Genomic DNA, 22537 nt, shown 5'->3' on the forward strand with positions numbered 1-22537 from the left:
GGCGATGCCTGATTGTTATAATGATACCTATATCGGAATTTGTAAACCTTTATTCATCCGCGGAGGTTACGCCATGCCAGCCATCTTCAAGAACGGCTGGGGACCCATTCTCGAACGGGAGATGGCCCAGCCCTATTATCAGCGATTGCGCCAGCAACTCGCGGCCGAATACCGGGAGAGAACGATTTACCCGGATATGAACCATATTTTCGAAGCGCTGCACCTGACTTCCTACGAAGACGCGAACGTCGTCATTCTCGGACAAGACCCCTATCATGGGGCCGGCCAGGCGCACGGGCTCAGCTTCTCCGTCCTGCCGGGCGTGCGGACGCCGCCTTCGCTTCAGAACATCTACAAGGAGCTGAAGGACGATCTCGGGTGCCCGATTCCGAACCACGGCTATCTGGAGCATTGGGCGAGGCAGGGCGTGCTGCTTCTGAACGCCGTTCTGACCGTGCGGGAAGGGCTTCCCAACTCTCACCGGAAGCTGGGGTGGGAGACGTTCACGACGGCCGTTATCGCCGCTCTGAACGAGCGAGAGAGGCCTCTGGCGTTTATTCTATGGGGCAGGAACGCCCAGGAGAAGGCGGCCTTCATCGACAAGAAGAAGCATCTGGTGATCGCGTCGGCCCACCCGAGTCCGCTGTCCGCGCACAACGGCTTCTTCGGAAGCCGTCCGTTCTCGCGGGCGAACGCCTTCCTGAGGTCGATCGGCCAGCCGGAGATCGATTGGTGCGTTCCGGAACTCGACGTCTTCGGAGAGACGGCGGCGGCGGGAGAACGCGGGCGTCGTTGAACAAGAAGAGGCCCGTCGCCGGCTGATGAACAGCCGGCGGCGGGCCTTCGCGCGTCAGAAGGGTTATTCGTTGATCGGGAAGCCGGTCGAGCCTCCGGCGGCCGCCCCGGAAGAAGAGCCGGAAGCTGCGTCGCCTTCGCTCTTCGCCGGAAGAGAGGGCTCTACCTTGCCGAGCACCGCTTTATAGGAAGACGGGATATAGGCGTCGGCATGAACGTCGGCGATCACCTGCGGGTACAGGGCGGCCGGGTCGGGCATGACGACCCGGTAGTTGATCGTCGCTTGGCCTCCGGAGAAGGAGATGCTCGAGATCTCGATGCCGTAGCCCGGATGCGGCGCGGTGGCCGACACCGTCACCTTGGAGACGCCGTCGGCGAACGCGGCCGAAGCCAGCTTGACGTCGGTCAGAATCGTGCTCTCGGGATTCTCCGGGACCTCGACGATCGGCGGCGTCTTCTCGACGAATTCGATGGCCTTGTCGACCAGAACGGCCGCTTCGCTGCGAGTGATTACATCCTGCGGGCGGAAGGCGCCCTTCTTGTCCAGATCCGCGATTCCCGACACCAGCAGCTTCTGGATGCTGTCCGAGTAGGCGGGCGTAGCGGCGTCCGCGTCCGTATACTGGATGAATTGTTCGGTGAAGGCGAAGTCGCCCTTGGCCAGGATGCCCTTGAACAGCCAATGGGCGAACTGCTCGCGGGTGACGTTCTTCGAAGGGTCGATGTCCCGCGGAATGTCGAGCCCGTTCAACTGGGCGATTATGAATTCGCCGGCATAAGGCGCATCGTTCTTGACCTTGGTGAAGAAGTCGCTCGCTTCCGGCTTCTTGAAGAACCGGATATCGTCGATGTTGAGTTTGAGCCCCTTGACGATCAGCGTGACCGCGGTCGCTCCGTTCACCTTCGCCCCCGGCTTGAACAAGTCGTTGCCGACGCCTTGGATGATGCCGCGCTTCTTGAGGTCGAGAATGTGCGCCGCTCCGGGATCGTTCTTGATGTCGTTGAAGGCGAAGGCGGAGCCGCTGATCGCCACGCAAGAGCTGGCGACAATCAGCAGGGCGGCTATGGATTTGGTCGTACGTCTCATCGTAATCATCCTCCTTGGATATCGTCTCGTCAGTCTCGCTGACAAGTCGGATACCCCCAAGACGCGCCAGCCGCGGAAAAGGTTGCAAAAAATCAAACCCCCGCCGTTCCCGGCGGGGTGGATTGGAGAGGTTATGGTGATCTGAACAGGGATCGAACCTGTGACCCCTACCCTGTCAAGGTAGTGCTCTCCCAGCTGAGCTATCAGATCATGTCGTCATTTCCTATCGACTTGACCTATTATAGCGGATGGAGAGAGGGTTGTAAAGGGGTGCGATCGATTTTTTTTGAAGCGGCTGTTATCCGTTTTGCTTCACCTGATTGGCTTTGCCCCACACGCGGTGGATGCGGTCTTGGATTCTCGCTTTTTCGAGCTCGAGAAGCTTGGAGACGAGAGTCTCTTCGGCGATTCCCTTCTCCTTGCCGATCTGGGCGATCGATTTGCCCTTCTTCAGCTCCTCGAGAAGAGCTCTCTGGCTAATGCCGAGAACTTGCGCCGTCTCCTCCAAGTATTTGCCCCCGCGGAATCCCATTTTCCCGCGGCCGTGACCGTGTTCGCGGCCGAACTTGCTCTCGACCATTTTGCGGGTCCTCTCCGGAAGCCCGTTTTTCCACTCGTCGGCCTGCTGCTTCGACACTTTGCCGGCTTTGACCGCCTCGTCGATTTTCTTGCGCTGTTGGGCGACCAGCAAGTCGATGACCTGCTGCTTCTTGACGCCCTGCTCCTCGGCGATCTCCGCCAGCGACTTGCCGGCCCTTAGGCAGCTCTCCAGCGTGTTCGCGTCGAGCTTCAGCAGCGAGAGCAGGGGGGCGTTGCCGGGCTTGCCGTCTTCGTCGGCGGCGAACCAGCTTGGCTGCCCATGGCGGTGGGGATGCTCCTCCGCGAGAGCGGCTTGTGCAGCCGGGGCGGAAGAGAGGGCGAAGCCGATCGAAGCGACGACGATTCCGGCGGCGGCGGCCAGGCGTTTGAAGAAATTAGGGTTGACTGTTCGTCTCATGGCCATTCTCACTCCTTCAACCACCATTGTGGGTATCCGGAGAAGGAAGTATACGCTCGCGCGCAAAAAGATCGCCCACCGCCGCCAAGCAGGCAGGATGAGCGATCTTCGCGGAGACGATCAGGTGCGTTCGCGGTCGCGGCTGCGAAGGCCGGCCAAGCCGATCAGCCCAAGCAGGCCGAGCCATCCCCAGTTGGAGCCTCTGTTCGTCGCGTAAGGTCTGTAGTTGTTGGCGCGAACCGCATTCGTACGGGTGTTCGTGCCGACGTAACCGTTCGTGCCGTAGTTCGTGGCGCCGGTGCCGGTCGTGCTGTAGGTGGTCATGCCGGTGCCGGTCGTGCCCGTTCCGTAAGCGCCGTACGCGCCGTTGCCCGTCGTGCCGTACGTTCCGGCGCCAGGCGCGCCGTACGTGCCGGTACCGGTCGCACCGTAGGTGCCGTACGTGCCGGTAGTGCCGTAGGTCGAGGTACCCGTTCCGGTCGTTCCGTAAGTCGACGTGCCGGTGCCGGTCGTGCCCGTCCCGGTCGTGCTCGTGCCTGTCATGCCGTGGGTCGTCGTGTTGGCGAAGGCGGTCAACGACATGACGAGCGCGATGCAGGATATCATCAAGAAAAGCAGCGCTACTTTTTTCACCTGATTCGTCCCTCTCTTCGTCTGAATTTTGCTTGGCGAGCTTAATGTCCCACCCCTCGATTCAAAAAATTCGCCCGGCGAAATGTAAAAAGAGCCCAATCGGGTGATTGGGCTCCTGTCGTTAGCGGATATGGTGATCTGAACAGGGATCGAACCTGTGACCCCTACCCTGTCAAGGTAGTGCTCTCCCAGCTGAGCTATCAGATCATGTCGCGAAGACATTTAGAATAATACCAAGCCGCGGACGAGAAGTCAACCCGTTACGCGAATTCCTTTTTGCACATTTGACGCCAAATTTTTTTGGGCAGGACGCTTCGATGGAGGGATGTTTGGCGGGCGGAGGGCGTAAACATGAACAATAGCGTTCGAGCGGGAGGAGACTTCGATGGACGAAGGCGCTTGGCTAGTGCTGTGGCTGATCGGCTTGTTCGCGCTCATCGGATTCGTCATGGCGGCGGTGGCGAATCTGGTCCGCAAGGACACGATGGAGCACGACAAAAGGTTCGTATGGCGCGTCGACGCGAATTGGGAGGAGCAAGGGGGAGGGAAGAAGAACCAGCATTAGCGTACGGAAGAAGCTCGGAATAATTCCGGGGAAGCGGGGGACACTGGAACTGCATGCCGATTCGACCATTCAAAGGAAAAGGTGCCCATGCATTCTCCCCTGTCGAAACTCCGCCCCCGGGCGCTTGCCGCGTTCGCGGCTTGGGCTCTCGTCGTCGCGGCCACGGCTGCGATCGGCGGCTGCGGCCAAGCCGAGCCCGTCCTCGAAGATCGAACGGTGACGGCCAACGTCTACGGACGCGGCGTCGGAACCGGAACGGGGGGCGTCGTTGGGGACGTCTATTCCCGCCGCACGTCGGAGATCGGTTCCGACCTGTCGCGGGGATGGTAACGCCGTCCGCGTTCGCGCCCCCTTCCTATAGAAGAAGCTCCGTCGTCCGACGGAGCTTCTTCTATTCTTCCCACTTGCGGGAATATGCCTTGCCCGTTACCCAAACGCACAGCAAGATAATAACGACGGCGATGATGCCTGCGATAATATAGGTGGTGACCAACGGTTACAGCCGCCTTTCGATGTCGTTCCTTCTATTATATAGGATCCGGGCCGATTTGGCCAACCCGCCGCGCTATAGAACATACCGCTTCTGCTGCTCCACGAAGCTCATCTTCCCCGTGCGCCCGACGTATTCGGGCTGGTCGTCGCCGTAATGCATGAGCCGGATCTTCTCCTGCAGGTCGTCGGGCAGCGTGAGCAGCTCGGGGAGACAGGCGTGCACGACGCCCGGCGCTTGAAGCTGGCAGTCATGGAAGATCGTCCGGACGCCGCGCTCGTCGACGAGGCGCCGCAGAAGCTCGCCGTCGAACACCATATCCGCCGTATAGAAGAAGGTGCCGTTCAGCAGAACGGAATAGCTGAGCTTCTTCGGAATATGACGGGTCGGCAGCAGCTCCGCGGTCAAGCCGGGGAGCAATTCCGTCGCCGCGCCTTCTCGGAGCGGGCGGACGTCGAAGTATTCGTTCAAGGAGAGGATGCCGTCCTGCTCAAGCCCCCCCTTGAGGGAATTTTCCCACAGAGTATCGACAAGCGTATCCGCTATGTAGAACAGCGGGCGAATCTTATGAACGAACTTGTACCGGTAGGCAAGCTCCTCGAGGCCGCCGACGTGGTCGGCGTGGATATGGGTGATCAGTATGGCGTCGATCTCGGTCAAGCTTATCCCCATGCGGTGCAGGGCGACGGGAGCCGTCGTTCCGCAATCGATCAGCAGGGTCTTGCCTTCGGCATAGATTAGAGCATTGTTGTTGTAGAAGGCCTTCGCGAATGCGCTGCCCGTTCCTATCATCTGGATCTCCATCGACAACCTCCGCCCGCTCGTCAGTCCCGGCTCGTTCGACACAGAAAGCTCCTACTAATGTACCATATTTTGCCTCGATGCAAAAGCCGCGGAATAACCGTCCCTCAAGCGGCTGGCGGTTGAATCACTTCTTCCGTCCTTCCCGCATACCTTATCGCGAATGGAAGCCAATCGATTGCGGGGTATGAGAGATGAACAAACCGGCGGGCAAGTCCTCCAAGGCGGGGAAGAAAAAGACGATCTCCTCGGACAGCCAGCGGCCTCAGATGAAGATCGTCACTTCCGACGTGTGCGCGGTGTGCAAGACGCCTTGCGCCCGGGGGCTGGCTTATTTGGCGAGAATGTCCGAGCCCGGGGCCGTGGGCAACGGGGTTCCGTGCGTCCTGACGCTTCCGAAGGCCGCGGTCAAGGCGCTGGGCTAGTTTTTTTCCTCCTGTCCGCAACTTTTCCTTCCGTGGCTGGTATAACCATTTACGAACAGGAATCAGTCGGATGACGGAGGTAATGCCGAATGAAGATCCGCAAGCTTGTCGTATTGACCGTGGCGCTTACTCTCGTAGGCGGATCGGCCATCTTCGCGGCGGATACGGTATCGCAGAAGGTCAAGATCATCCTGAACAAGCAGGAATTGGACGACGCCGGAACGATCGTGGACGGGAAGGCCTACGTCGGCGTCCGTTCGCTGGGCGACGTCGTGCAAGGGTTCGTCTCCTGGGACGACAGCGCCAAGAAGGTGACGATATACAAGCCGAACGTTCATATGTTCCTGATGACGGGCAACAAGCCGTTCGGTTCGGTCCAGAAGGGCAAGAACAGCTTCCGCGTCTTCGCCCAGATCGACAATCTGCAGACGAGCATCTCCAGCTTCAAGGTGACGATCGCCGACCCGTACGGCGACGAGACCTGGATCGACGGACGGACGAGCAAGGACGCGGATTTCCCGACCGACAAGGACAACTTCTGGTTCACGTCCGAAGACCTCTCCTACGAGTTCAAATACAGCGGCAAGTACACGATTCGCTTCTGGATGAAGCCTTCCGACAATTCGCCCTTGCAGGTCGTCTCCGAGAAGACGATCGTCTCCAAGTAACCTGCAGCGGGCGGCCTTCGAGCCGGCGCTCCGCCCGTCCTACGGGCGGGGCGCTTCGTTTGACCGGATGTCGGCGAAATGTTACGATACGGGAGAAGGCAAATTTAACCGACCGAACGGAGGTTCACCATGAGCGATCATGTTCATGACGAGAATTGCAACCACGAGCACGATGAAGAAGCCGTATTCGTCGTAACGGACGAAGAGGGCAACGAACACGAGATGGTGCTTGTGTATACTTTCGAGAGCGGCGACCAAGCGTACGCGGTGCTGCTCGACCGCAACGATCCCGAAGACGACGGAGTCATCTTCCGCATCGAAGAAGACGGGGAAGACGAAGTCCTTGTGAATATCGAAGACGACGAAGAATGGGAACGCGTCATGAAGGTCTACGAGGAATTGGTCGCGCAGGAAGCGGACTGACTTGCGTTCGCGCCGCCGGCCGAGACCGCGGACCAACCGAAGGGCTGCCATACGAATCCGCCGGGCGGAATCGGGGCAGCCCTTCGCCGTTCGCTGCGGAACGGGACTATTTGCGAGGATTGTAGTAGATCGTCCGGCCGTTGAACATCTTCACTTCGGCCTGCCATTGCTTCCCGAGCCACTTGCAATACTCGTTGGCTTTGGACTTGTCGCCGTGCGTGGCTCCGTCCGGCAGAACGACTTGGACGTACGGGATGTCGCGCTCCCCGTCGGATCGGACGCCCGTCCCGAACAGGATGAAGCGGTATAGCGGCGATTTGCCCTTGAGGTAGAACCAGCGGTCTTCTTCGCCGGGCTTGCTCTCGACGGTGTAGGGGAACGCCGCTTCGGCGTAATCCCAATCCAGCTGGCGACCGGTCAGAGAGGTCTGTTCCCGGTAATGGCGGAGACGTTCCTTCACGTCGTCAAGCGTAACCCGATCCGCGGAGGATCCTTGGACAAGCGAGATGTAAGCGCTTTGACTCAATCGGTTGCCACCCCCTCTCCCAAGGCAAATGATAGCATTTCCGGGGGGCGTTGGCAACGAGTTCCGCGGGTCCTCCCGGGGCGGAATCGGCAGAGGAGAAGGGATCCGCAGCAGCAGAGTAGCGGTAGAGGCGAAGAGTGCGGCGGCGGAGCGGCAGAGATGGCGGGTGCAAGGAGTGCGGCGATGCGTGGCGCGGCAGCGGGGAGGGAATCGACGGACCCGACTGGGCAGTCCGAGGAGGAGCCGAGCGACGGAGTCTAACACGATGGCATCAAAGAGCCCCCGCGGTCCGGCCGGTAGCCGGAGGCGGGGGCTTGCCGAGTTCGCGCGTCGGTGAGAACGGACGGCGGGAACGGTAGGGAGGACGAGACGAAGAGCGGACGGGAAGACGGGATGTCAGGAGATCGCCGTCTCTTCGACGATCACCTTGATCTGGCGGACGCTGCGGTCCTCGGGTCCCTTGACCGGCAGGCCGACGTCCAGATGGTCGACGATGTAGTCGATGTTGTCCTGGGAGATGACTTCCCCGGGGAGCAGAATCGGAATGCCCGGCGGATAGACGTAGATGAACTCAGCGATGATCCGGCCGGCCGATTCCTCGAGCGGCACGATCTCCGTCTCGCCGTAGAACGCGTCCCGCGGCGTCAGGGACAGGTGCGGGATCTCCGGAATTTTGACCACGAGCTCCTTCACTTCCCTCGTATGAAGGAATTCGTCGGCCATCCGCGTCAGCGCGTCGACGAGAATGCCCACGGTCTCTTCGTTGTCGCCCGGGGTGACGAGGCAGAGAATGTTGTACATGTCGCTCAATTCGACTTCGAGCTTGTAATGCTCGCGCAGCCAGTTCTCCGCGTCGTAGCCCGTCATCCCCAGGTGGCGGACGTGTATCGTGAGCTTCGTCGGGTCGTAGTCGTGGGTCGCCTCTTCGCCGAGCAGGTCCTCGCCGAAGCAGTACAGCCCCTCGATGCGGTTGATCGCCTCGCGGGCCCGCTGGGCCAGGTCGACCGCCCTCGCCGCGAGCTCGCGGCCGTGCAGCGCCAGATTGCGCCGCGCCGTGTCGAGCGAAGCGAGCAGCGGATAGGACGTCGAAGTCGTCGTCAGCATGCTGAAGATCGTCTGGGCGCGCTGAATGTTGACGAGTCCCGAACGGATGTTGAGAATCGAGCTCTGGGTCATCGAGCCGCCCAGCTTGTGAAGGCTCGTGGCCGCCATGTCCGCCCCGGCCTGCATGGCCGACATCGGAAGCTGGTCGGAGAAGTGGATCAAGGCGCCGTGCGCTTCGTCGACGAGAACCGGGATGTCGTATTCGTGGACGAGGTCGACGATCTCCTTCAGGTTCGCGCAGACGCCGAAGTAGGTCGGGTTGATGACGAGCACGGCGGCCGCGTCCGGGTGCCGCTCGAGCGCGCGCCGCACGGAGCGGGTCGTGATGCCGTGGTCGATGCCGAGATTGCGATCCCGCACCGGAGACAGGAAGACCGGACGGGCTCCCGAGAAAATAATGGCGGACAGGATCGATTTATGGACGTTCCGCGGAACGATGATTTTGTCGCCTTGACCGCATACCGTAAGGATCATCGTCATGATGGCGCTGCTGGTGCCCTGGACGGAGAAGAAGGTCGCGTCCGCGCCGAAGGCGTCGGCCGCCAGCCGCTGCGCTTCCAGGATCACCCCGACCGGCTGATGCAGGTCGTCGAGAGGAGCGATGTTGATCAAGTCGATGTCAAGGACGTTCTGCCCGACGAATTCTCGGAACGTCGGGTCCATTCCCGCGCCCTTCTTATGGCCGGGAATGTGGAATTGAACCGGATTCTGCTCCGCGTGACGCAACAGGGCGTCGAACAGGGGAGTGCGGGAATGATCCAATGATTAGCGCCTGCCTTTCCATGCCGTAAACCTACGGTTGACTGAACAAGCATGAGTATAGCAAAAATGGGGGGGATTGCAACTGGCCCGGCCGAAGGCGGGCTGCGGCGGAACGCGGCGGGATGCCGGTTCTCCCGCAGGGCGGCCCCGATGTCACCAAAACGTCATGAATCGAGATTTGGAACCCGCTGTCGACTGTGCTACCATATTTTATGGAACGGACACACATTAGGCTCCAGAGGAGAGTAATCGCCGTGCGAAGCAAGCTGGTTATCGTCGCGCTCATGCTTATTACGACTTTTATCGGATTCGGCATCATCATTCCGGTATTGCCCCAAGCGGTCACCGACATCGATCCGGGATCGGCCAAGCTCCATACGGGGTTGATGCTGAGCTTATATTCTCTCGTTTCCTTTCTTTTATCGCCCTTCTGGGGCAGCTTGTCCGGACGCATCGGGAGACGGCCGGTCATCATGATCGGCGTGCTCGGCTTCTGCCTCAGCTTCCTGCTGTTCGGCCTTGCGGTCGACAATCTCGTGCTGATGTACGTCTCGCGGCTGCTGGGCGGGTTGTTCTCCGGCGCGGTAACCGCGTGCATCGTCGCCTACGTCGCGGACATTACCACGAACGAAGAGAGAACGAAGGGCATGGCCGTCGTCGGCATGAGCATCGGCCTCGGCTTCACGTTCGGGCCGTTCGTCGGCGGGGAGCTGAGCCGGATCTCGCTCGCGGCTCCGTTCTTCGCGGCCGCGGGGCTCGCCCTCGTCACGTTTTTCGCCGCCTGGCTGAAGCTGTCCGAGTCGCTGCCTCCCGAGAAGCGCGCCGAAGTCGCCGCCCGGCCGAAGGTATCGCGCTGGACGGCGTTCCAGGGGCCGCTCAAGAACCTGTACGTCCTGGCGTTCTTCGTCACGTTCTCGCTCGCCATTCTGGAAGCGACGATGCAGCTGTACGGAATGGAGCGGTTCGACGCCACTCCGCGCAACGTCGGCTACATGTTCTTCTTCTGCGGGCTGGCCGGCGCTCTCGTGCAGGGCGGCGTCGTGCGGCGGCGGGTCAAGAAGGGGCAGGAGGGCGGCTACATCGCCGCGGGCCTCGTCATCTCGGCGGCCGGCTTCTTCCTGTTGCTGACGGCGAATCACTGGGTGACCGCCACCGTCTATCTGTGCATCTTCGGCATCGGCAACTCGCTCATCCGGCCGTGCGTCACTTCCCTGATCACGCAGAAAACGACGGTGGAGCAAGGAGTCGCTTCGGGGCTCAGCTCCTCGATGGACAGCCTCGGCCGGATCGTCGGCCCGCTGCTCGGATCGCTCCTGCTCGGCGTGTACGACGCGCTGCCGTTCATCGTGTCCGGCGCGCTGTCGCTTGCCGCGCTCGGCCTGCTCGCCCGGTTCCGCAGCGCGGACCGCGCCTTCGGCCGCGTGCAGGGATGACGGCCCGGAGACATGATCTTCCTGGAAGAAGACGTTCACGCCGATCGGTTTAACGGCAGCGTCGCGCGCGCGGCGGAGCTTCGGAGGGTTCTCCTCCCGGCTCCGCCGCTTTTTTTTGGCCGACAGCTCTCGTCCCGAACCGAGACCCGCGCCCGAATCGGCCTCGGTCCTAAGTCGGGGTTCAAAAACGGTCCGCAGCCGTTTCTCGCCCCCGACGCTCCTCGGTAACATTAGGAATGCATAGACAAACGAAACCCGTGGAGCGGAAGGGGAAAGATCGAGTTGAAGACGATTATTCAAGGAGCGTTCCGCAACAAAGCGGCCATCGCCATCCTCGTCGTGATGGTGCTGGGTCTCGGCATCTTCAGTTATTGGAAGCTGCCGATGGAGTTCCTGCCGGAGGCCGATAACCCGCAGGTGACGGTGAGCGTCATCGGCCAGGGCTACGACGCCGCGACGATGGAGAGCCTGGTGACGAACCCGCTGGAGCAGGCCGTCGCGGGAGTGAAGGGGAAGACGAACACGTTCTCCACCTCGGGGGACGGCTTCTCCCAAGTGAATCTGAACTTCGATTCGAAGACGAGCATGAAGGAAGCGAAGGCCGAGGTCGAGCGCGCGGTGAACGCGGTGGCTCTTCCGGAGAGAGTGTCTCCTCCATATGTCGTCCAATTCAATACTTCGATGATTCCGATCTCGTTCGTATCGCTGACGTTCCAGGAGGGGACGTCCGACGCCCGCAAGGAACAGGTCGAGCGGCAGGCGATCGACGCGTTCCGTTCGATCGACGGAGCGGGCGAAGTGCAGCTGGCCGGCAAATCGAAGCCGAGCGTCAGCGTCGCCGCCGATCCGGCCAAGCTGGCCGCCAAGGGCGTGCCGCTTCAAGCGCTGTACGGCGTGCTGCAAGGCCGCGACGCCTCCGCCTCCGTCGGACAGACGTCCCTGGACGGAGCGATCGTCAACTTGAACGTGGCGGCATCGGGTCTTACGGACGTCGAATCGCTCAAGAAGCTGCCGGTCGCCGCGGGGGTCGCGCTGGGCGAAGTCGCCGAGGTGAAGCTGCTGAACGACCAGGAGAGCATCAGCCGCATCGACGGCAAGGACGCGCTGACGCTCGTCATCTCGAAGGCGGCGAACGCCAACGCGGTCGGCGTCGGCAAGGGCGTGGAGGAAGCGATCGAGAAGCTGAACGAAGAGAACAAGGACGCGTCGCTTAAGCTCTTGATGAGCACGTCCGAGCAGATCGTGGACTCCGTCAACAGCATGCTCCGGGAAGTGCTGATGGGCGCCCTGTTCGCGACGATCGTCATCCTGCTGTTCATGCGCAACGTCCGGGCGACGCTCGTCACCATCGTGTCGATCCCGCTCTCGCTGGGCCTGACGCTATACCTGCTGGATCTGTCGGGCATCACGCTCAACATTCTGACGCTCGGCGGCGTCGCCGTCGCCGTCGGCCGGCTCGTGGACGACAGCATCGTCGTCATTGAGAACATTTTCCGCAGGCTGCAAAAGGAAAAGTTCTCGGTCGAGCTCGTCGTCGACGCCACGAAGGAAGTGTCGCGGGCGATCACCGCTTCGACGCTGACGACGGTGGCCGTGTTCCTGCCGATGGGGCTTCTGCGCGGATCGCTGCAATCGTTCCTGCTGCCGTTCGCCCTGACGGTCACCTATTCGCTGCTGTCGTCGCTGCTCGTCGCCTTGACCGTCATTCCGCTCATGAGCGCGGGCGTGCTCAAGACCTCGAGCATCAAGGAGCACAAGCCGTCCGAGCGGTTCGCGTCGTTCCTGCATTGGAACCTTCGCCACAAGTGGGTGCCGATTCTCGTCGCGTTCGTCCTGCTGGCCGGTTCCCTGGCGACTTATATGACCATGCCGAAGGGCGCTATCGACTCTTCCAGCGCGTCCAGCATCAGCGTCTCGCTCGAATACAAGCCGGACACGCCGGTCGAGGAAGTGTTCGAGAACGGGAAGAAGCTGGAGGCCGTGCTGCTTAAGCAGGAGGGCGCGGACTGGGTCATGATGGACATGGGCAACAGCGCGGACGCGGCCAAGTACGGAAGCGTCAAGTCGCCGACGCTCGTCACCTACACGGTTCAGATGAAAAAAGGCGCCGACGCCGACAAGATCATCGACGCCGTCAAGGCCGAACGCCCGCAATTCCCGGGCGCCGAATTGGCCGCCGGTCCCGGCTCGTTCTTCGGCGACGGCAATTCCACACAAGTATACGTCGACGTGTCCGGCGACGATCCGGAGCGATTGACGGCGACCGCCGAGGAAGTGATGGCGAAGATCAAGCCGATCCAGGACGTGCTCAAAGTCGAGAGCAACCAGGAAGAGAAGAAGACGGTCTACACGCTCGAAGTGGACGCTTCGCAGGCGAAGGCATCGGACATCGCGACGCAATTGCAAGGCATGCTGAATCCGGTTCCGATCGGCACGCTGAATTCGCAAGGCCAGACGCTGAGCGTCGTTGTGCAGCCGGTGCTTCAGCCGAAGACCGCGAGCGACCTGTCGAGCCTAACGGTCATGACCGACGCGGGGCCGAAGCCGGTGTCGAGCGTCGCCCAGTGGGTCAAGGCGGAGAAGCCGACGAAGTTCTATCACAAGGACGGCAAGAGCTACGTTCGCGTATCCGCCACCGTGGAGCCGAGCCAGCTGTCCATCGTAGGCAGCGAGATCTCGAAGGCGATGAAGGACGTTCAGACGCCGGAAGGCGTGAAGCTGTACGTCGGCGGCGCGTCGGCCGACCAATCGGCGGATTTCGCGGACCTGTTCGTCATGATGATCGTCTCGATCGCCATCGTGTACCTGATCATGGTCGTCACGTTCAAGACGCTTCGGGCGCCGATCGCCATTCTCGCTTCGATTCTGTTCGTGCCGATCGGGGCGGTGCTCGGGCTGATTATATCTGGCGTTACGCCGGACTTCACGGCGATCTTCGGGGTCGTCATGCTCATCGGCATCGTTGTGACGAACGCGATCGTGCTCATCGACCGCGTCAAGCAGAACGAGGAGCGGATGACGATCCGCGAGGCGCTGCTGGAAGCGGCCGGCACGCGGATGCGTCCGATTCTGATGACGGCGGTGGCGACCGTATGCGCCATGCTCCCGCTCGTGTTCGGCTCGACGGAGAGCGGCAGCATCGTCTCGCAGAGCCTCGCGATCGTCGTCATCGGCGGCTTGGTCGTCTCGACCTTGCTGACGCTCGTCATCGTGCCTTGCATCTATGAGCTGCTGTTCTTCCGCAAGTCCCGCCGCCAGCGGAGGGAAGCTCAGCGCTCGGTCGCGGCGTAACGGGCGGATGAGAGAGCGGGAGATTTGCTCCGGGCTCCATGCTTGTCGGGCCAAGAGGGAGCGAGCTGTAACCTCCAAAATGGAAGTTGCAGAGGGCATGCCGCGCTTTCTCGTGTCCCGCGCTTCTTTTCCGCCCCAAACAACAACGGCTCCAGCCTATCGCTGGAGCCGTTGTTGTTTAATCGCGTCCGCCTGGGAGGGAGGAGCGGTGATTCAAATAGGTCAAATGCCGGGTAAACTCGGGTAACGATGAGTTGCCAAGCGACCTCGGTTCGTTCTTCTCGCTCTGAGAATCGGCTTCCGTTGTTCGCCGGCACGCGCTCGCCATCAACAAGCGGAAAAAACCGTCTTGTTGGGCCGGGAGGCGCGCCAGAAGGGCCAACAAGCGGAAAAAACCGTCTTATTGGGCCCGGGAGGCGCGACTGAAGGGCCAACAAGCGGAAAAAACCGTCTTGTTGAGCCGGGGCGGTGCGACAGAAGGGCCGACAAGCGGAAAAACCCGTCTTGTTGGGCCTGGGCGGCGCGACAGACGGGCCAACAAAAGGCCCAGCCCTCCCGGCACGGCACGGCCAGCAGCCACGAAGCGCAGCGCACATCCGCGCCGCCCAGCCTGCCGCCCGCCGCTCGCCGCGCCGCAACAAGCGCATCCGCGCTCCTTATGCCTGCGCCATCTTGTACAGCGGCAGCAGCGTCTCGAACACGGCCTCCGCCTCGCGAAGCAGCGCATCGCCGCTCGCGAGCAGCGGATCCCCGCGGCGGACGTGAATGCCGCACGTCAGCTCGGCGGCCTTAACGGCGCCGAGGCGGCGGAACAGCTCCCCCAGCTCCTCGTCCGTCAAGTCGCCGTGAACCGACCCGGTCGGCACCATGTGGTCCTTGGACCAGACGTAATGCGGCGGCACGGCGGAGCGAATCGACGCGAGCTCGCGGGTCGCGCGATCGGCGAAGGCGGTTTTGTTCGGGCATTCGTAGATGATGGCGAATTGGATGAACAAGTGCGTGGACCACAGCCCGATCTGGAAGTGCGGGAACGCCTTGTAGCCGCGGGCGCTCGGAGACCAGGCGACCCAGGTGTCGTCCGGCGGGTTCACCGAACGGCGCGCGTGCTTGGCGACGTGGGGGAACGCGGTCTCGCCGGTCAGCCGGGCGACGACGGGAGTCAGGGCGTCTCCGAGCGCGTGGAGCTTCGGACGGACTTGTCCGATGATCGCTTCCATCCGGCCCTCGAGACCGGGAACGCTCATGGCGTCGAAGTCGGTATCCGCGAATCCGGCGAATCCAGTGAATTCGGTGTTGGCGACGGTTGGCATCCTTGAAGTTCACCTCGTGAAGATATCGTTCTTCCCCCTTTAACGGATAGGCCCGGGCTGGGCCTTCCTTCTAACAAGGGGTACATTCGTCAAAGCTTTCCCTCACTATACTGGAAAATAGTCAAGAAACCAAGTTGCCAGAACATAAGATGGAGTATAAGATAAAGGTAAGAACAAAAAGTCAGAACATTCGGTCAACAACTCGAACCGTGCGTAAGCGGCAGGAGGGGGGATGGCCGTGAACCGGAGCCATGAGGTTGAATACTGCAACTTGGAGCTTCGCTTCGATCGCAGGCAGATTCAGAATTTGATCCGGGAGCTCATCTCCGAAGGGTACTCCCTGTACTGGAACGAGAGCGAGCAGCAGTTCCTGATCTCCGTCCGGACCGGCCGCAAGCTGCTGAAGCTGAAGTTCCAGCGAACGCAGAGCCGCTACAAGATGATCGGAGATTACGTCGTCAAGGACGAGAAGCTGGCGCAATGGATCGAGAAGCTTATCAACGATTCGCGGGGCCACGCCGTCGTCAAGAGATTCCGGGATCGTCAGGTGCTCATCGAGAACATCATGTTTGGCGAAATTATACGTCTCGTGGAGGTGTCGGGCATGGAACATCGGATCATATTCCAGAAGCGTCCCCAGATTACGGTAGAAGACATGGTGCAGGCCTTCAGATCGAAGCGAGCCGAGCATCGCGCGGGTGTCCTCCGTCTTGAAATCGATTACGAGCTCGCGGTTCTCCACGAGGCGCTGCAGAACGGACGTACCGAGGAAGCCGAGGCGAGCAAGAAGCGTCTGGAAGGCATGCGCGTCGAGATGCTGCTGTTGGAGCTGTAGCCCGGGTTCGCATCGCAAGATTCTAGCATCGGTCATACGCCGTCAAGGCGCCCTTCGGGGCGCCTTTTTGAGTCGGCTCAGAGGCGGTCGCGGTTCCTGTAGAACAGGTAGAGGAAAAACGGAGCGCCGACGCCGGCGGTGAACACGCCGACCGGGACGTCAACGGGGTAAAAGCCGACCCTCGCGATAAGATCCGCGGCGAAGACTAGCAGCGCTCCCGTCATCGCCGAACCGAGCAGAACGTTGCGGAACCGTCCTCCGACGAGCAATCGGGCGAGATGGGGGGCGACGAGCCCGACGAAGCCGACGGTGCCGGCGGCGGAGACGGCGACACCCGCGAACAGGACGGCGATCAGCAGCAGACAGAAGCGGTGGCGCTGCACGCGGACGCCGAGGCCGATCGCGGCATCGTCGCCCAGCGATTGCGCGTCCGCGCTTCCGGCCAAGTATAAGGCGACCGGAAGCCCGCCAAGGATGGCGAGACCGACGGTAGCGGAATCGCTCCACGTCGCCCCGTACACGCTGCCCGTCAGCCAGATGTAGGCTTCGCTGGCGGTGACGATAGGGCTTGCGACGATCATGAAGACCGTCGCCGAGCTTGCCGCCGCCGACAGGCCGATGCCGATAAAGACGAGCCGCTGCGGCGTGACGCCGCTTCGCCAGGAGAGCGCGTAGACGATCATGGAGACGACGAACGCGCCGAGTATCGCCGCAAGCGGCATCCAGGCCAGGCCGACCGTTCCCGCCGCGAAGGAGAGGAACGCGACGGCCGCCGCCGCCGCGCCCCCCGTGATGCCGACGACTTCCGGGGACGCGAGCGGATTGCGGATGACGCCTTGCAGAATGGCACCGGCCATCCCGAGAGCCGCTCCCGCGAGCAGGGCGGCCAGAACGCGGGGCAGCCGCAGCGTCAGCACGACGAAGTCGCGTTCCCCGGAGCCGGCGCCGAGAACCGCGAACCAGACGTCCCAGGGAGCGACGAGCGTCCGTCCGAGACCCGCCCCGAACGCGGCGGCGAGGAGCGCGGCGACGGCGAGCCGCAACAGATTGCGCGAAGCGCGTCGGCGGCTCGCGATTCTCATGGCCGGTTCGCTCCTTTTCTGGCGAGATGGATGAAGAACGGAACGCCCATGAACGCGGTCAGCACGCCGATCGGAACCTCTCCGGGCATGAGGACGAGCCGGGAGGCCGCGTCCGCGAGCAGCAGCAGCGCCGCTCCCCATACGGCGGAGAACGGGAGAATCCAGCGGTAGTCCTGCCCCGCGACGGAGCGGGCGAGATGGGGGACGACAAGACCGACGAACCCGACGGCGCCGACGACCGAGACCGAGCTTCCCGCGAGAAGGACGACCAGCGCTCCCATCGCGGCTTTGATAGCCGTCGTATTCTGGCCGAGACCGCGCGCGGCCTCTTCTCCGGATGCGTATACGTTAATCTGCCGGCCGAGCAGCAGCGCCGCCGCCCCGGCGCCGAGCAGGAGCGGCAGCGCCATGGCCAAGCTGTCCAGCGATCTTCCGCCGACCGAACCGGCCAGCCAGAACAGCACGTCCTGGATGCCGGCCGAGTTCAGCACGAGAACGGCCTGCGTAGCCGAGACGAACAGCGCCGCGACGGCCGCTCCGGCGAAGACGAGCTTCATCGGCGTCAAGCCGCCCCGTCCGAGCGAACCGAAGCCGTAGACGGCCGCGGCCGCGATCGTCGCGCCGGCGAAGGCGAAGCCCATCAGTCCGGTCAGCGAGTCCAAGCCCAGGAGCGATGCCGCCAGGACCACGAAGAAGACGGCTCCGGCGTTGATGCCGAACAGGTCGGTCGATGCCAGCGGATTGCGGGATAACGCCTGCATCAAGGCGCCGGCGACGGACAGGCTGGCGCCGACGACGACCGCGATGAGGCCTCGGGACAACCGTTCGGTGCGAACGATGACCTGCTCGGCGACGCCCGGATCGTAATCGGATAAAGCGTTCGTCAGATCGCTCCAGCCGACGGGCGTCCGTCCCAGCAGAAGGCTCGCGCCGAAGGCGACCATCGCCAGCGCGAGCGAGCCGCAGAGGACGGGCAGCCGATAGCGGTTCGGCAGGCCGCTCACGGGTAGAACGAGCTCAATTCGTCCAACATGTCAAGGGCCGACAGATAACCTCCGGCGAAGTTCCAGGCCACGTCGTCGACCCGATAGACTTGATCGTTCTTCACCGCGTCCAGCGTCTGCCAGAGCGGGTGCTTCGACCATTCCCCGTACATTTTCTCCGCGCCGCCGTTCTCGTCTTCCCAGTCGAACCGGAAGATGACGTCGGCATTCAGATCGGGGATCGCTTCCTTGGAGGTGAGCTGCACTCCCCAGACCGTCTGATCCCTCTGCGAAGCGGGCTGGCCGAAGCCGACTTCCTTCAGAATGTCGTTGGCGTAGCCGTTGTAGTAGATTCGGACATGGTCGGCCCGGAAATTCGCGACCGTCGCTTCGATCGGAAGGCGGTCTCGCATCTTCGCCTTGAAGTCCGCGACCCGCTTGTTCCATTCCGCCATGAGAGCGTCCGTCTTGTCCGTCGCGTTCAGCGTCTCGCCGAAGAGACGGACCGTGTCCTTCCAGTCGTACACCTGATCGATCATAACCGTCGGCGCGATCTTGGAGAGCTGGTCGTAAATCTTCTCATGGCGAAGCTTCGTCGCGAAGATCACGTCCGGCTTGAGCTCGTAGACGGCTTCGAGATTCGGCTGATCCTCCGTCCCGAGCTGCGGCACGTCGCCCAGATCCTTCTTCAAGTAGTCGTACACGGGCTTCTGGATCCACGATTCGACGATGCCGACGGGCTTGATCCCGAGGGCGACGGAGACGTCGTTCGCGCCTTGGTACAGGGAGACGATCCGCTTCGGCGTCCCCGCGAGCTTCGTCTCGCCCATGGCGTGTTTGACGATGCGGACTTCCGGGTCGGAGACGGAACCGGAGGAGGAAGAGGAAGAGGAGACTTCGGCTTCGGGTCGGGCATCGGATGCCGCGGCGGGCGAGCCGCCGGAAGTCGAGGCTTCGTCGCGGCCGCAGCCGGCTAGGACGAGGAGAAGCGCAAGGAGAGCGATCGGCAGAGGACGGATCATTCGTTGGCGTAAGGCAAGTCGGCGCATGGTTCAATTCCCTTCGTTCTTGTAATTGAGATTCATTCTCAATAACTGATTATAGGGGAACGCGCCGCTTTGCCCATGGCCGTAAGCGACCGTTCTTTGGACAATTCCGACCTTTCCTCCGAAGTCGTTCCGTCGCGATCTCCCCTCGGAATGCCGGTTATCTCCATTCGCGATTCCCGCCCGGCGGCTTTCTTACCCCTTCGAAAAGCTCCGGCAGCTTGTCCAGCAGCAGCTCGTGGGAATAGGAGGTATAGAGCGTATAAAGATGCTGGTCGTCCAGCAGCGAATAAACGCGGCCGCTCCGCGCCGCTCTCAGCCGCGGCCACCTGGGATCTTCGCGCAGCCGCCGCAATAGCCCCGCGATCGCGGCCTTCGTCTCGGCGGAGCCGTCGTTGCGGAAGCTGACGAACAGAAGACGGTCCGCATCGTAAGCGAACAAGTCTTCGGGCTCGATCTCGGCGTACTCCTCGATGTCCCCGATCCCCTCCGGCGCGCGGATGCCCAAGTCTCCGTAGGCGACGGCGCCGACGGTCCGGCGGCCGAAGACGCACATTCGCCCGTTGCCGAGGCCGACGACGAGCAGCGAATCGTCTCCGACCCGGTCCCGGATTCGCGACCGGACCCGAAGAGCTTTGCGCTCGTACCGCTCGAGCCAGAGCGAGGCTTCCCGCTCCTTGCCCGTCGCCTTGGCGATCCGGCCGAGCTGCTCCCGCCAATCGTCGTAGAACGGAATCGTCACCGTCGGCGCGATCTTGTCGAACAGCTTCGCCTTGGGCTCCGTCTCCTCGTCCCAATAGTCGTAGGTCAGAATCAAGTCCGGGCGCGCGCCGACCAGCTTGTCCAGCTCGGGATAATAACTCCCGACGGCCCGCGTCTCCTTGAGCGGCTCCCCCAGCGGATAATAGCCGTTGATCAGGGCGCCGTGCGGAGCGATGCCGAGAGCGAGCAGATGCCCGGTCAGATGATGCTGCAGCGCCGCGATTTTTCGGCTGCCCTTCCGGGTCCCGGCGTAGGCGGAAGGGGACAGGCCGGTCGCCTTCTTGAACTTGCGGCTGAAGTAGAACTCGTCGTTAAACCCGACGCTCTGGGCGATGGAACGATAGCCGTCGTCCGACAGCGCGAGCGCCTTCTCCGCGTGCCGGATCCGAATGTCGGTCAGATAGTCCATCGGCGTCCGTCCCGTCGTCTTCTTGAACGCGCGATTGAAATAATCCGCGCTCATGCCGGCCATTCGGGCGAGAAGGTCGCGGGTCAGCGGACGGCTGTAGTTGCGTTCCATGTACTCGACGATCGTTCGAATCGTCCTCTCGGGGGCCGGCTTCGAGTCGATCGTCCATTGCTCGAACAAGGAGACGAGCAGCTCCTGGAACGCGATGTCGGCCCTCATCCGGTCGAAGCCTTCGCCCGCCAGCTTCGTCTCCATCTCTTCGAGCAGAGACAGAATCGGAGGCAGGTGGGCGATCGTCAATCCGGCAGCCGGGCCCAAGACGGCGGGGCGGGCGATTCGTCCTTCCTGCTCCCGCCAGACGGCGAATTCGAGCAGCCGGCAATCGACGGGCTCCTCCGGGTCCGGGTGGAATTGGTAGAACGCGGACGGGGGAATGAGATACGCCTTTCCGGCCCCCAGCTCGCAGCGGTAGCCGTCGATGTTCGCGATGCCTCGGCCCGCGAGCACGATAAGGATCGTATGAAGCGTATCGCGGTGCCGGATCTCTTCCGGGAACCGCGACCATGCATGCAGGGCGCTTAATCGATAGATGCAGGCGCTCAGCGCTTGGACGTCCGTCGGTTCGGTCGCCATCGGGTCCACTTCCTTTTCGGCGGATGCCATCGAGAATTATTCTCAATTGATTGTAAGGGGGAAGCCCGCATTCGTAAAGGTTGAACGCGCTTACTTAATCGCTATAATGGAATTGTTGCCCTATGAAGCGACGCAGGGGAAGGGGAGAATGAACGGATGAAGCTGGAGAAAAACGACAAGCTCGTCATGATCGGGGACTCGATCACGGATTGCGACCGCAAGCGGCCGGTCGGCGAAGGACTGTTCGATCCGTACGGCAGAGGGTACGTCTCCATCGTCGACGGCTTGCTGACGACGTGTTATCCGGAACTGGCGATCCGGATCGCCAATATGGGGATCAGCGGCAACACGGTGCGGGATTTGGCCGCGCGCTGGCAGACCGACGTGCTCGACCTGAAGCCCGACTGGCTGTCGGTCATGATCGGAACGAACGACGTCTGGCGCCAATTCGATCAGCCGACCATCAAGGAATCCCACGTGTATCCGGAAGAGTACGAAGCCACGCTCGACGAGCTTGTGGCGAAGACGAAGATGCACGTGAAGGGCATCGTCCTGATGACGCCCTTCTACCTGGAGCCGAACCGCCAGGACAAGATGCGGGCGACGATGGACCGGTACGGCGACATCGTCCGCCAGATCGCGGAGCGCCACGGCACGCTGTTCGTCGATACGCAGGCCGCGTTCGATAAGGTGCTGGAGCATCTGTATCCGGCTGCGCTGGCGTGGGATCGCGTCCACCCGAACATGGCGGGACACGTGACGCTCGCCCGCGCTTTCCTGCAGAGCGTCGGCTTCCGGTGGTAGAGTAGGGCCGGAAGACGCGAGAGGCGGTTCCTCGAAGGTTTTTATCCTTCAGGGGACCGCCTCTTTTTTTTCACCGCGTCAATAAGTCTTGATCCCCGGCGCTTCGTACGTCGCGAACCGGTCCAGCAAGGCGGCGGGCTCATCCCTCACGAGCAGGGACTCGAGATATGCCTCGCTCATGAACCGTTCCTTGGCCATATGGCGGAACATCTCGACGAGCGAGTCGTAATAGCGGTTCGCGTTGAGCAGCCCGCACGGCTTCCGGTGGAGTCCCAACTGCGACCAGGTGAAAATCTCGAAAAACTCCTCCAGCGTGCCCGGCCCGCCCGGCAGCGCGACGAACCCGTCGGCGAGCTCCGCCATCTTCGCCTTGCGCTCGTGCATCGTCTCGACGATGATCAGCTCCGTCAGCCCCTTGTGGGAGATCTCCCGGCTGCGCAGGAAGCCCGGAAGCACCCCGATCGCTTGTCCGCCCGCTTCCAGCACGGCGTCCGCGACCGCTCCCATAATGCCGACGCACGCTCCCCCGTACACGAGGGCGATGCCGCGGCTCGCCAGCTCCCGTCCGAGCGCCTGGGCGCTCTCCTTGTAAACGCTCGAAGCGCCTTCGCTCGAGCCGCAGAATACGGCGATGGATCTCACTGTCGGATCACGTTCCTCTCTCGTGTCGTTG

General features: G+C 62.1%; 22 protein-coding genes and 2 tRNA genes. 10 read left to right on the forward strand and 14 right to left on the reverse strand.

Translation table 11 applies throughout. From position 1 onward, the window contains the following. Positions 1-73: 73 nt before the first annotated feature. The gene (locus H7B90_RS16580; RefSeq protein ID WP_185137008.1) at positions 74-796 is read left to right on the forward strand and encodes a uracil-DNA glycosylase; all 723 of its coding nucleotides are present in this window, start codon (positions 74-76) and stop codon (positions 794-796) included. 63 nt (positions 797-859) lie between these two features. Here the strand turns inward: H7B90_RS16580 and H7B90_RS16585 are convergent, their stop codons facing one another. From H7B90_RS16585 to H7B90_RS16605, 5 genes are all read right to left on the reverse strand, one after another. Further along, entirely contained in the window at positions 860-1882 is a 1023-nt protein-coding gene (locus tag H7B90_RS16585) for an S-layer homology domain-containing protein (protein WP_185137009.1), read from the reverse strand. Positions 1883-2016: 134 nt separating this feature from the next. Continuing rightward, positions 2017-2092 (reverse strand) — tRNA-Val (locus H7B90_RS16590). A gap of 88 nt (positions 2093-2180) precedes the next feature. After that, the gene (locus tag H7B90_RS16595) at positions 2181-2879 is read right to left on the reverse strand and encodes a hypothetical protein (RefSeq protein ID WP_185137010.1); all 699 of its coding nucleotides are present in this window, start codon (positions 2877-2879) and stop codon (positions 2181-2183) included. Positions 2880-2999: 120 nt separating this feature from the next. Then, a complete protein-coding gene (locus H7B90_RS16600) occupies positions 3000-3512 on the reverse strand; it encodes a WGxxGxxG family protein (protein ID WP_311772741.1) in 513 nt (170 codons plus the stop codon). A 131-nt stretch (positions 3513-3643) separates the two neighbouring features. Next, positions 3644-3719, reverse strand: a tRNA-Val gene (locus H7B90_RS16605). A 178-nt stretch (positions 3720-3897) separates the two neighbouring features. Between H7B90_RS16605 and H7B90_RS16610 the strand changes: the two genes are divergently transcribed. Together H7B90_RS16610 and H7B90_RS16615 are read left to right on the forward strand one after the other, a co-directional pair. Next, positions 3898-4077 (forward strand): hypothetical protein, encoded by a 180-nt coding sequence (locus tag H7B90_RS16610; protein ID WP_185137011.1) that lies wholly within the window; start codon positions 3898-3900, stop codon positions 4075-4077. 87 nt (positions 4078-4164) lie between these two features. After that, positions 4165-4407 carry a hypothetical protein gene (locus tag H7B90_RS16615; RefSeq protein WP_185137012.1) on the forward strand — a complete coding sequence of 81 codons (243 nt, stop codon included), beginning with the start codon at positions 4165-4167 and terminating at the stop codon, positions 4405-4407. Between the two features lie 235 nt (positions 4408-4642). On the opposite strand, the gene H7B90_RS16620 is transcribed toward H7B90_RS16615, so the two are convergent. Continuing rightward, positions 4643-5371 (reverse strand): MBL fold metallo-hydrolase, encoded by a 729-nt coding sequence (locus H7B90_RS16620; protein ID WP_185137100.1) that lies wholly within the window; start codon positions 5369-5371, stop codon positions 4643-4645. A 191-nt stretch (positions 5372-5562) separates the two neighbouring features. Between H7B90_RS16620 and H7B90_RS16625 the strand changes: the two genes are divergently transcribed. The 3 genes from H7B90_RS16625 (at position 5563) to H7B90_RS16635 (ending at position 6884) form a co-directional block, all read left to right on the forward strand. Continuing rightward, positions 5563-5793 (forward strand): hypothetical protein, encoded by a 231-nt coding sequence (locus H7B90_RS16625; RefSeq protein ID WP_185137013.1) that lies wholly within the window; start codon positions 5563-5565, stop codon positions 5791-5793. Between the two features lie 89 nt (positions 5794-5882). Continuing rightward, positions 5883-6461 carry a stalk domain-containing protein gene (locus H7B90_RS16630; protein ID WP_185137014.1) on the forward strand — a complete coding sequence of 193 codons (579 nt, stop codon included), beginning with the start codon at positions 5883-5885 and terminating at the stop codon, positions 6459-6461. Between the two features lie 129 nt (positions 6462-6590). Then, positions 6591-6884: a DUF1292 domain-containing protein gene (locus tag H7B90_RS16635; RefSeq protein ID WP_185137015.1), complete on the forward strand. Its 294-nt coding sequence runs from the start codon at positions 6591-6593 to the stop codon at positions 6882-6884. A gap of 106 nt (positions 6885-6990) precedes the next feature. On the opposite strand, the gene H7B90_RS16640 is transcribed toward H7B90_RS16635, so the two are convergent. Further along, positions 6991-7410: a DUF1885 family protein gene (locus tag H7B90_RS16640; protein WP_185137016.1), complete on the reverse strand. Its 420-nt coding sequence runs from the start codon at positions 7408-7410 to the stop codon at positions 6991-6993. A gap of 396 nt (positions 7411-7806) precedes the next feature. After that, positions 7807-9276, reverse strand: coding sequence for an aminotransferase class I/II-fold pyridoxal phosphate-dependent enzyme (locus H7B90_RS16645; protein ID WP_185137017.1), 1470 nt, complete (start codon positions 9274-9276; stop codon positions 7807-7809). A gap of 254 nt (positions 9277-9530) precedes the next feature. Between H7B90_RS16645 and H7B90_RS16650 the strand changes: the two genes are divergently transcribed. Together H7B90_RS16650 and H7B90_RS16655 are read left to right on the forward strand one after the other, a co-directional pair. Further along, positions 9531-10709, forward strand: a complete 1179-nt coding sequence (locus H7B90_RS16650) for an MFS transporter (protein WP_185137018.1) — start codon at positions 9531-9533, stop codon at positions 10707-10709. Positions 10710-10991: 282 nt separating this feature from the next. Next, on the forward strand, positions 10992-14000 hold the full coding sequence (locus tag H7B90_RS16655; RefSeq protein WP_185137019.1) for an efflux RND transporter permease subunit: 3009 nt from the start codon (positions 10992-10994) through the stop codon (positions 13998-14000). Between the two features lie 656 nt (positions 14001-14656). Here the strand turns inward: H7B90_RS16655 and H7B90_RS16660 are convergent. Then, positions 14657-15310, reverse strand: coding sequence for a YktB family protein (locus tag H7B90_RS16660; RefSeq protein WP_185137020.1), 654 nt, complete (start codon positions 15308-15310; stop codon positions 14657-14659). 238 nt (positions 15311-15548) lie between these two features. On the opposite strand from H7B90_RS16660, the gene H7B90_RS16665 reads away from it, so the two are divergent. After that, entirely contained in the window at positions 15549-16145 is a 597-nt protein-coding gene (locus H7B90_RS16665) for a YkzI domain-containing protein (protein ID WP_185137021.1), read from the forward strand. Between the two features lie 77 nt (positions 16146-16222). Here H7B90_RS16665 and H7B90_RS16670 read toward each other — a convergent pair whose 3' ends face one another. The 4 genes from H7B90_RS16670 to H7B90_RS16685 all read right to left on the reverse strand — a co-directional run bounded on the left by H7B90_RS16670 (position 16223) and on the right by H7B90_RS16685 (position 21090). Continuing rightward, positions 16223-17227: a FecCD family ABC transporter permease gene (locus H7B90_RS16670; RefSeq protein WP_185137022.1), complete on the reverse strand. Its 1005-nt coding sequence runs from the start codon at positions 17225-17227 to the stop codon at positions 16223-16225. Continuing rightward, a complete protein-coding gene (locus H7B90_RS16675) occupies positions 17224-18231 on the reverse strand; it encodes a FecCD family ABC transporter permease (protein ID WP_311772742.1) in 1008 nt (335 codons plus the stop codon). The genes H7B90_RS16670 and H7B90_RS16675 overlap by 4 nt, the downstream gene beginning before the upstream one ends. Next, positions 18228-19259 carry an ABC transporter substrate-binding protein gene (locus tag H7B90_RS16680; protein ID WP_185137023.1) on the reverse strand — a complete coding sequence of 344 codons (1032 nt, stop codon included), beginning with the start codon at positions 19257-19259 and terminating at the stop codon, positions 18228-18230. The genes H7B90_RS16675 and H7B90_RS16680 overlap by 4 nt, the downstream gene beginning before the upstream one ends. Before the next feature lie 157 nt (positions 19260-19416). Then, on the reverse strand, positions 19417-21090 hold the full coding sequence (locus H7B90_RS16685; RefSeq protein ID WP_185137024.1) for a helix-turn-helix domain-containing protein: 1674 nt from the start codon (positions 21088-21090) through the stop codon (positions 19417-19419). A gap of 126 nt (positions 21091-21216) precedes the next feature. Between H7B90_RS16685 and H7B90_RS16690 the strand changes: the two genes are divergently transcribed. After that, a complete protein-coding gene (locus H7B90_RS16690) occupies positions 21217-21864 on the forward strand; it encodes an SGNH/GDSL hydrolase family protein (RefSeq protein ID WP_185137025.1) in 648 nt (215 codons plus the stop codon). A 78-nt stretch (positions 21865-21942) separates the two neighbouring features. Here the strand turns inward: H7B90_RS16690 and H7B90_RS16695 are convergent, their stop codons facing one another. Further along, complete coding sequence (locus H7B90_RS16695) at positions 21943-22506, reverse strand: LOG family protein (protein WP_185137026.1); 564 nt, start codon at positions 22504-22506, stop codon at positions 21943-21945. Positions 22507-22537 lie beyond the last annotated feature (31 nt).

Origin of the sequence: Cohnella xylanilytica, from assembly GCF_014212175.1 — a bacterium.
GTDB classification, from domain to species: Bacteria; Bacillota; Bacilli; order Paenibacillales; family Paenibacillaceae; genus Cohnella; species Cohnella xylanilytica.

Bases quoted from the DNA above. Each gene is read 5' to 3' on its own strand.
- H7B90_RS16580 (WP_185137008.1), top strand. From the start codon at position 74: ATGCCAGCCATCTTCAAGAACGGCTGGGGACCCATTCTCGAACGGGAG.
- H7B90_RS16585 (WP_185137009.1), bottom strand. From the start codon at position 1,882: ATGAGACGTACGACCAAATCCATAGCCGCCCTGCTGATTGTCGCCAGC.
- H7B90_RS16595 (WP_185137010.1), bottom strand. From the start codon at position 2,879: ATGAGACGAACAGTCAACCCTAATTTCTTCAAACGCCTGGCCGCCGCC.
- H7B90_RS16610 (WP_185137011.1), top strand. From the start codon at position 3,898: ATGGACGAAGGCGCTTGGCTAGTGCTGTGGCTGATCGGCTTGTTCGCG.
- H7B90_RS16615 (WP_185137012.1), top strand. From the start codon at position 4,165: ATGCATTCTCCCCTGTCGAAACTCCGCCCCCGGGCGCTTGCCGCGTTC.
- H7B90_RS16620 (WP_185137100.1), bottom strand. From the start codon at position 5,371: ATGGAGATCCAGATGATAGGAACGGGCAGCGCATTCGCGAAGGCCTTC.
- H7B90_RS16625 (WP_185137013.1), top strand. From the start codon at position 5,563: ATGAACAAACCGGCGGGCAAGTCCTCCAAGGCGGGGAAGAAAAAGACG.
- H7B90_RS16630 (WP_185137014.1), top strand. From the start codon at position 5,883: ATGAAGATCCGCAAGCTTGTCGTATTGACCGTGGCGCTTACTCTCGTA.
- H7B90_RS16635 (WP_185137015.1), top strand. From the start codon at position 6,591: ATGAGCGATCATGTTCATGACGAGAATTGCAACCACGAGCACGATGAA.
- H7B90_RS16660 (WP_185137020.1), bottom strand. From the start codon at position 15,310: ATGCCAACCGTCGCCAACACCGAATTCACTGGATTCGCCGGATTCGCG.
- H7B90_RS16670 (WP_185137022.1), bottom strand. From the start codon at position 17,227: ATGAGAATCGCGAGCCGCCGACGCGCTTCGCGCAATCTGTTGCGGCTC.
- H7B90_RS16680 (WP_185137023.1), bottom strand. From the start codon at position 19,259: ATGCGCCGACTTGCCTTACGCCAACGAATGATCCGTCCTCTGCCGATC.
- H7B90_RS16685 (WP_185137024.1), bottom strand. From the start codon at position 21,090: ATGGCATCCGCCGAAAAGGAAGTGGACCCGATGGCGACCGAACCGACG.
- H7B90_RS16690 (WP_185137025.1), top strand. From the start codon at position 21,217: ATGAAGCTGGAGAAAAACGACAAGCTCGTCATGATCGGGGACTCGATC.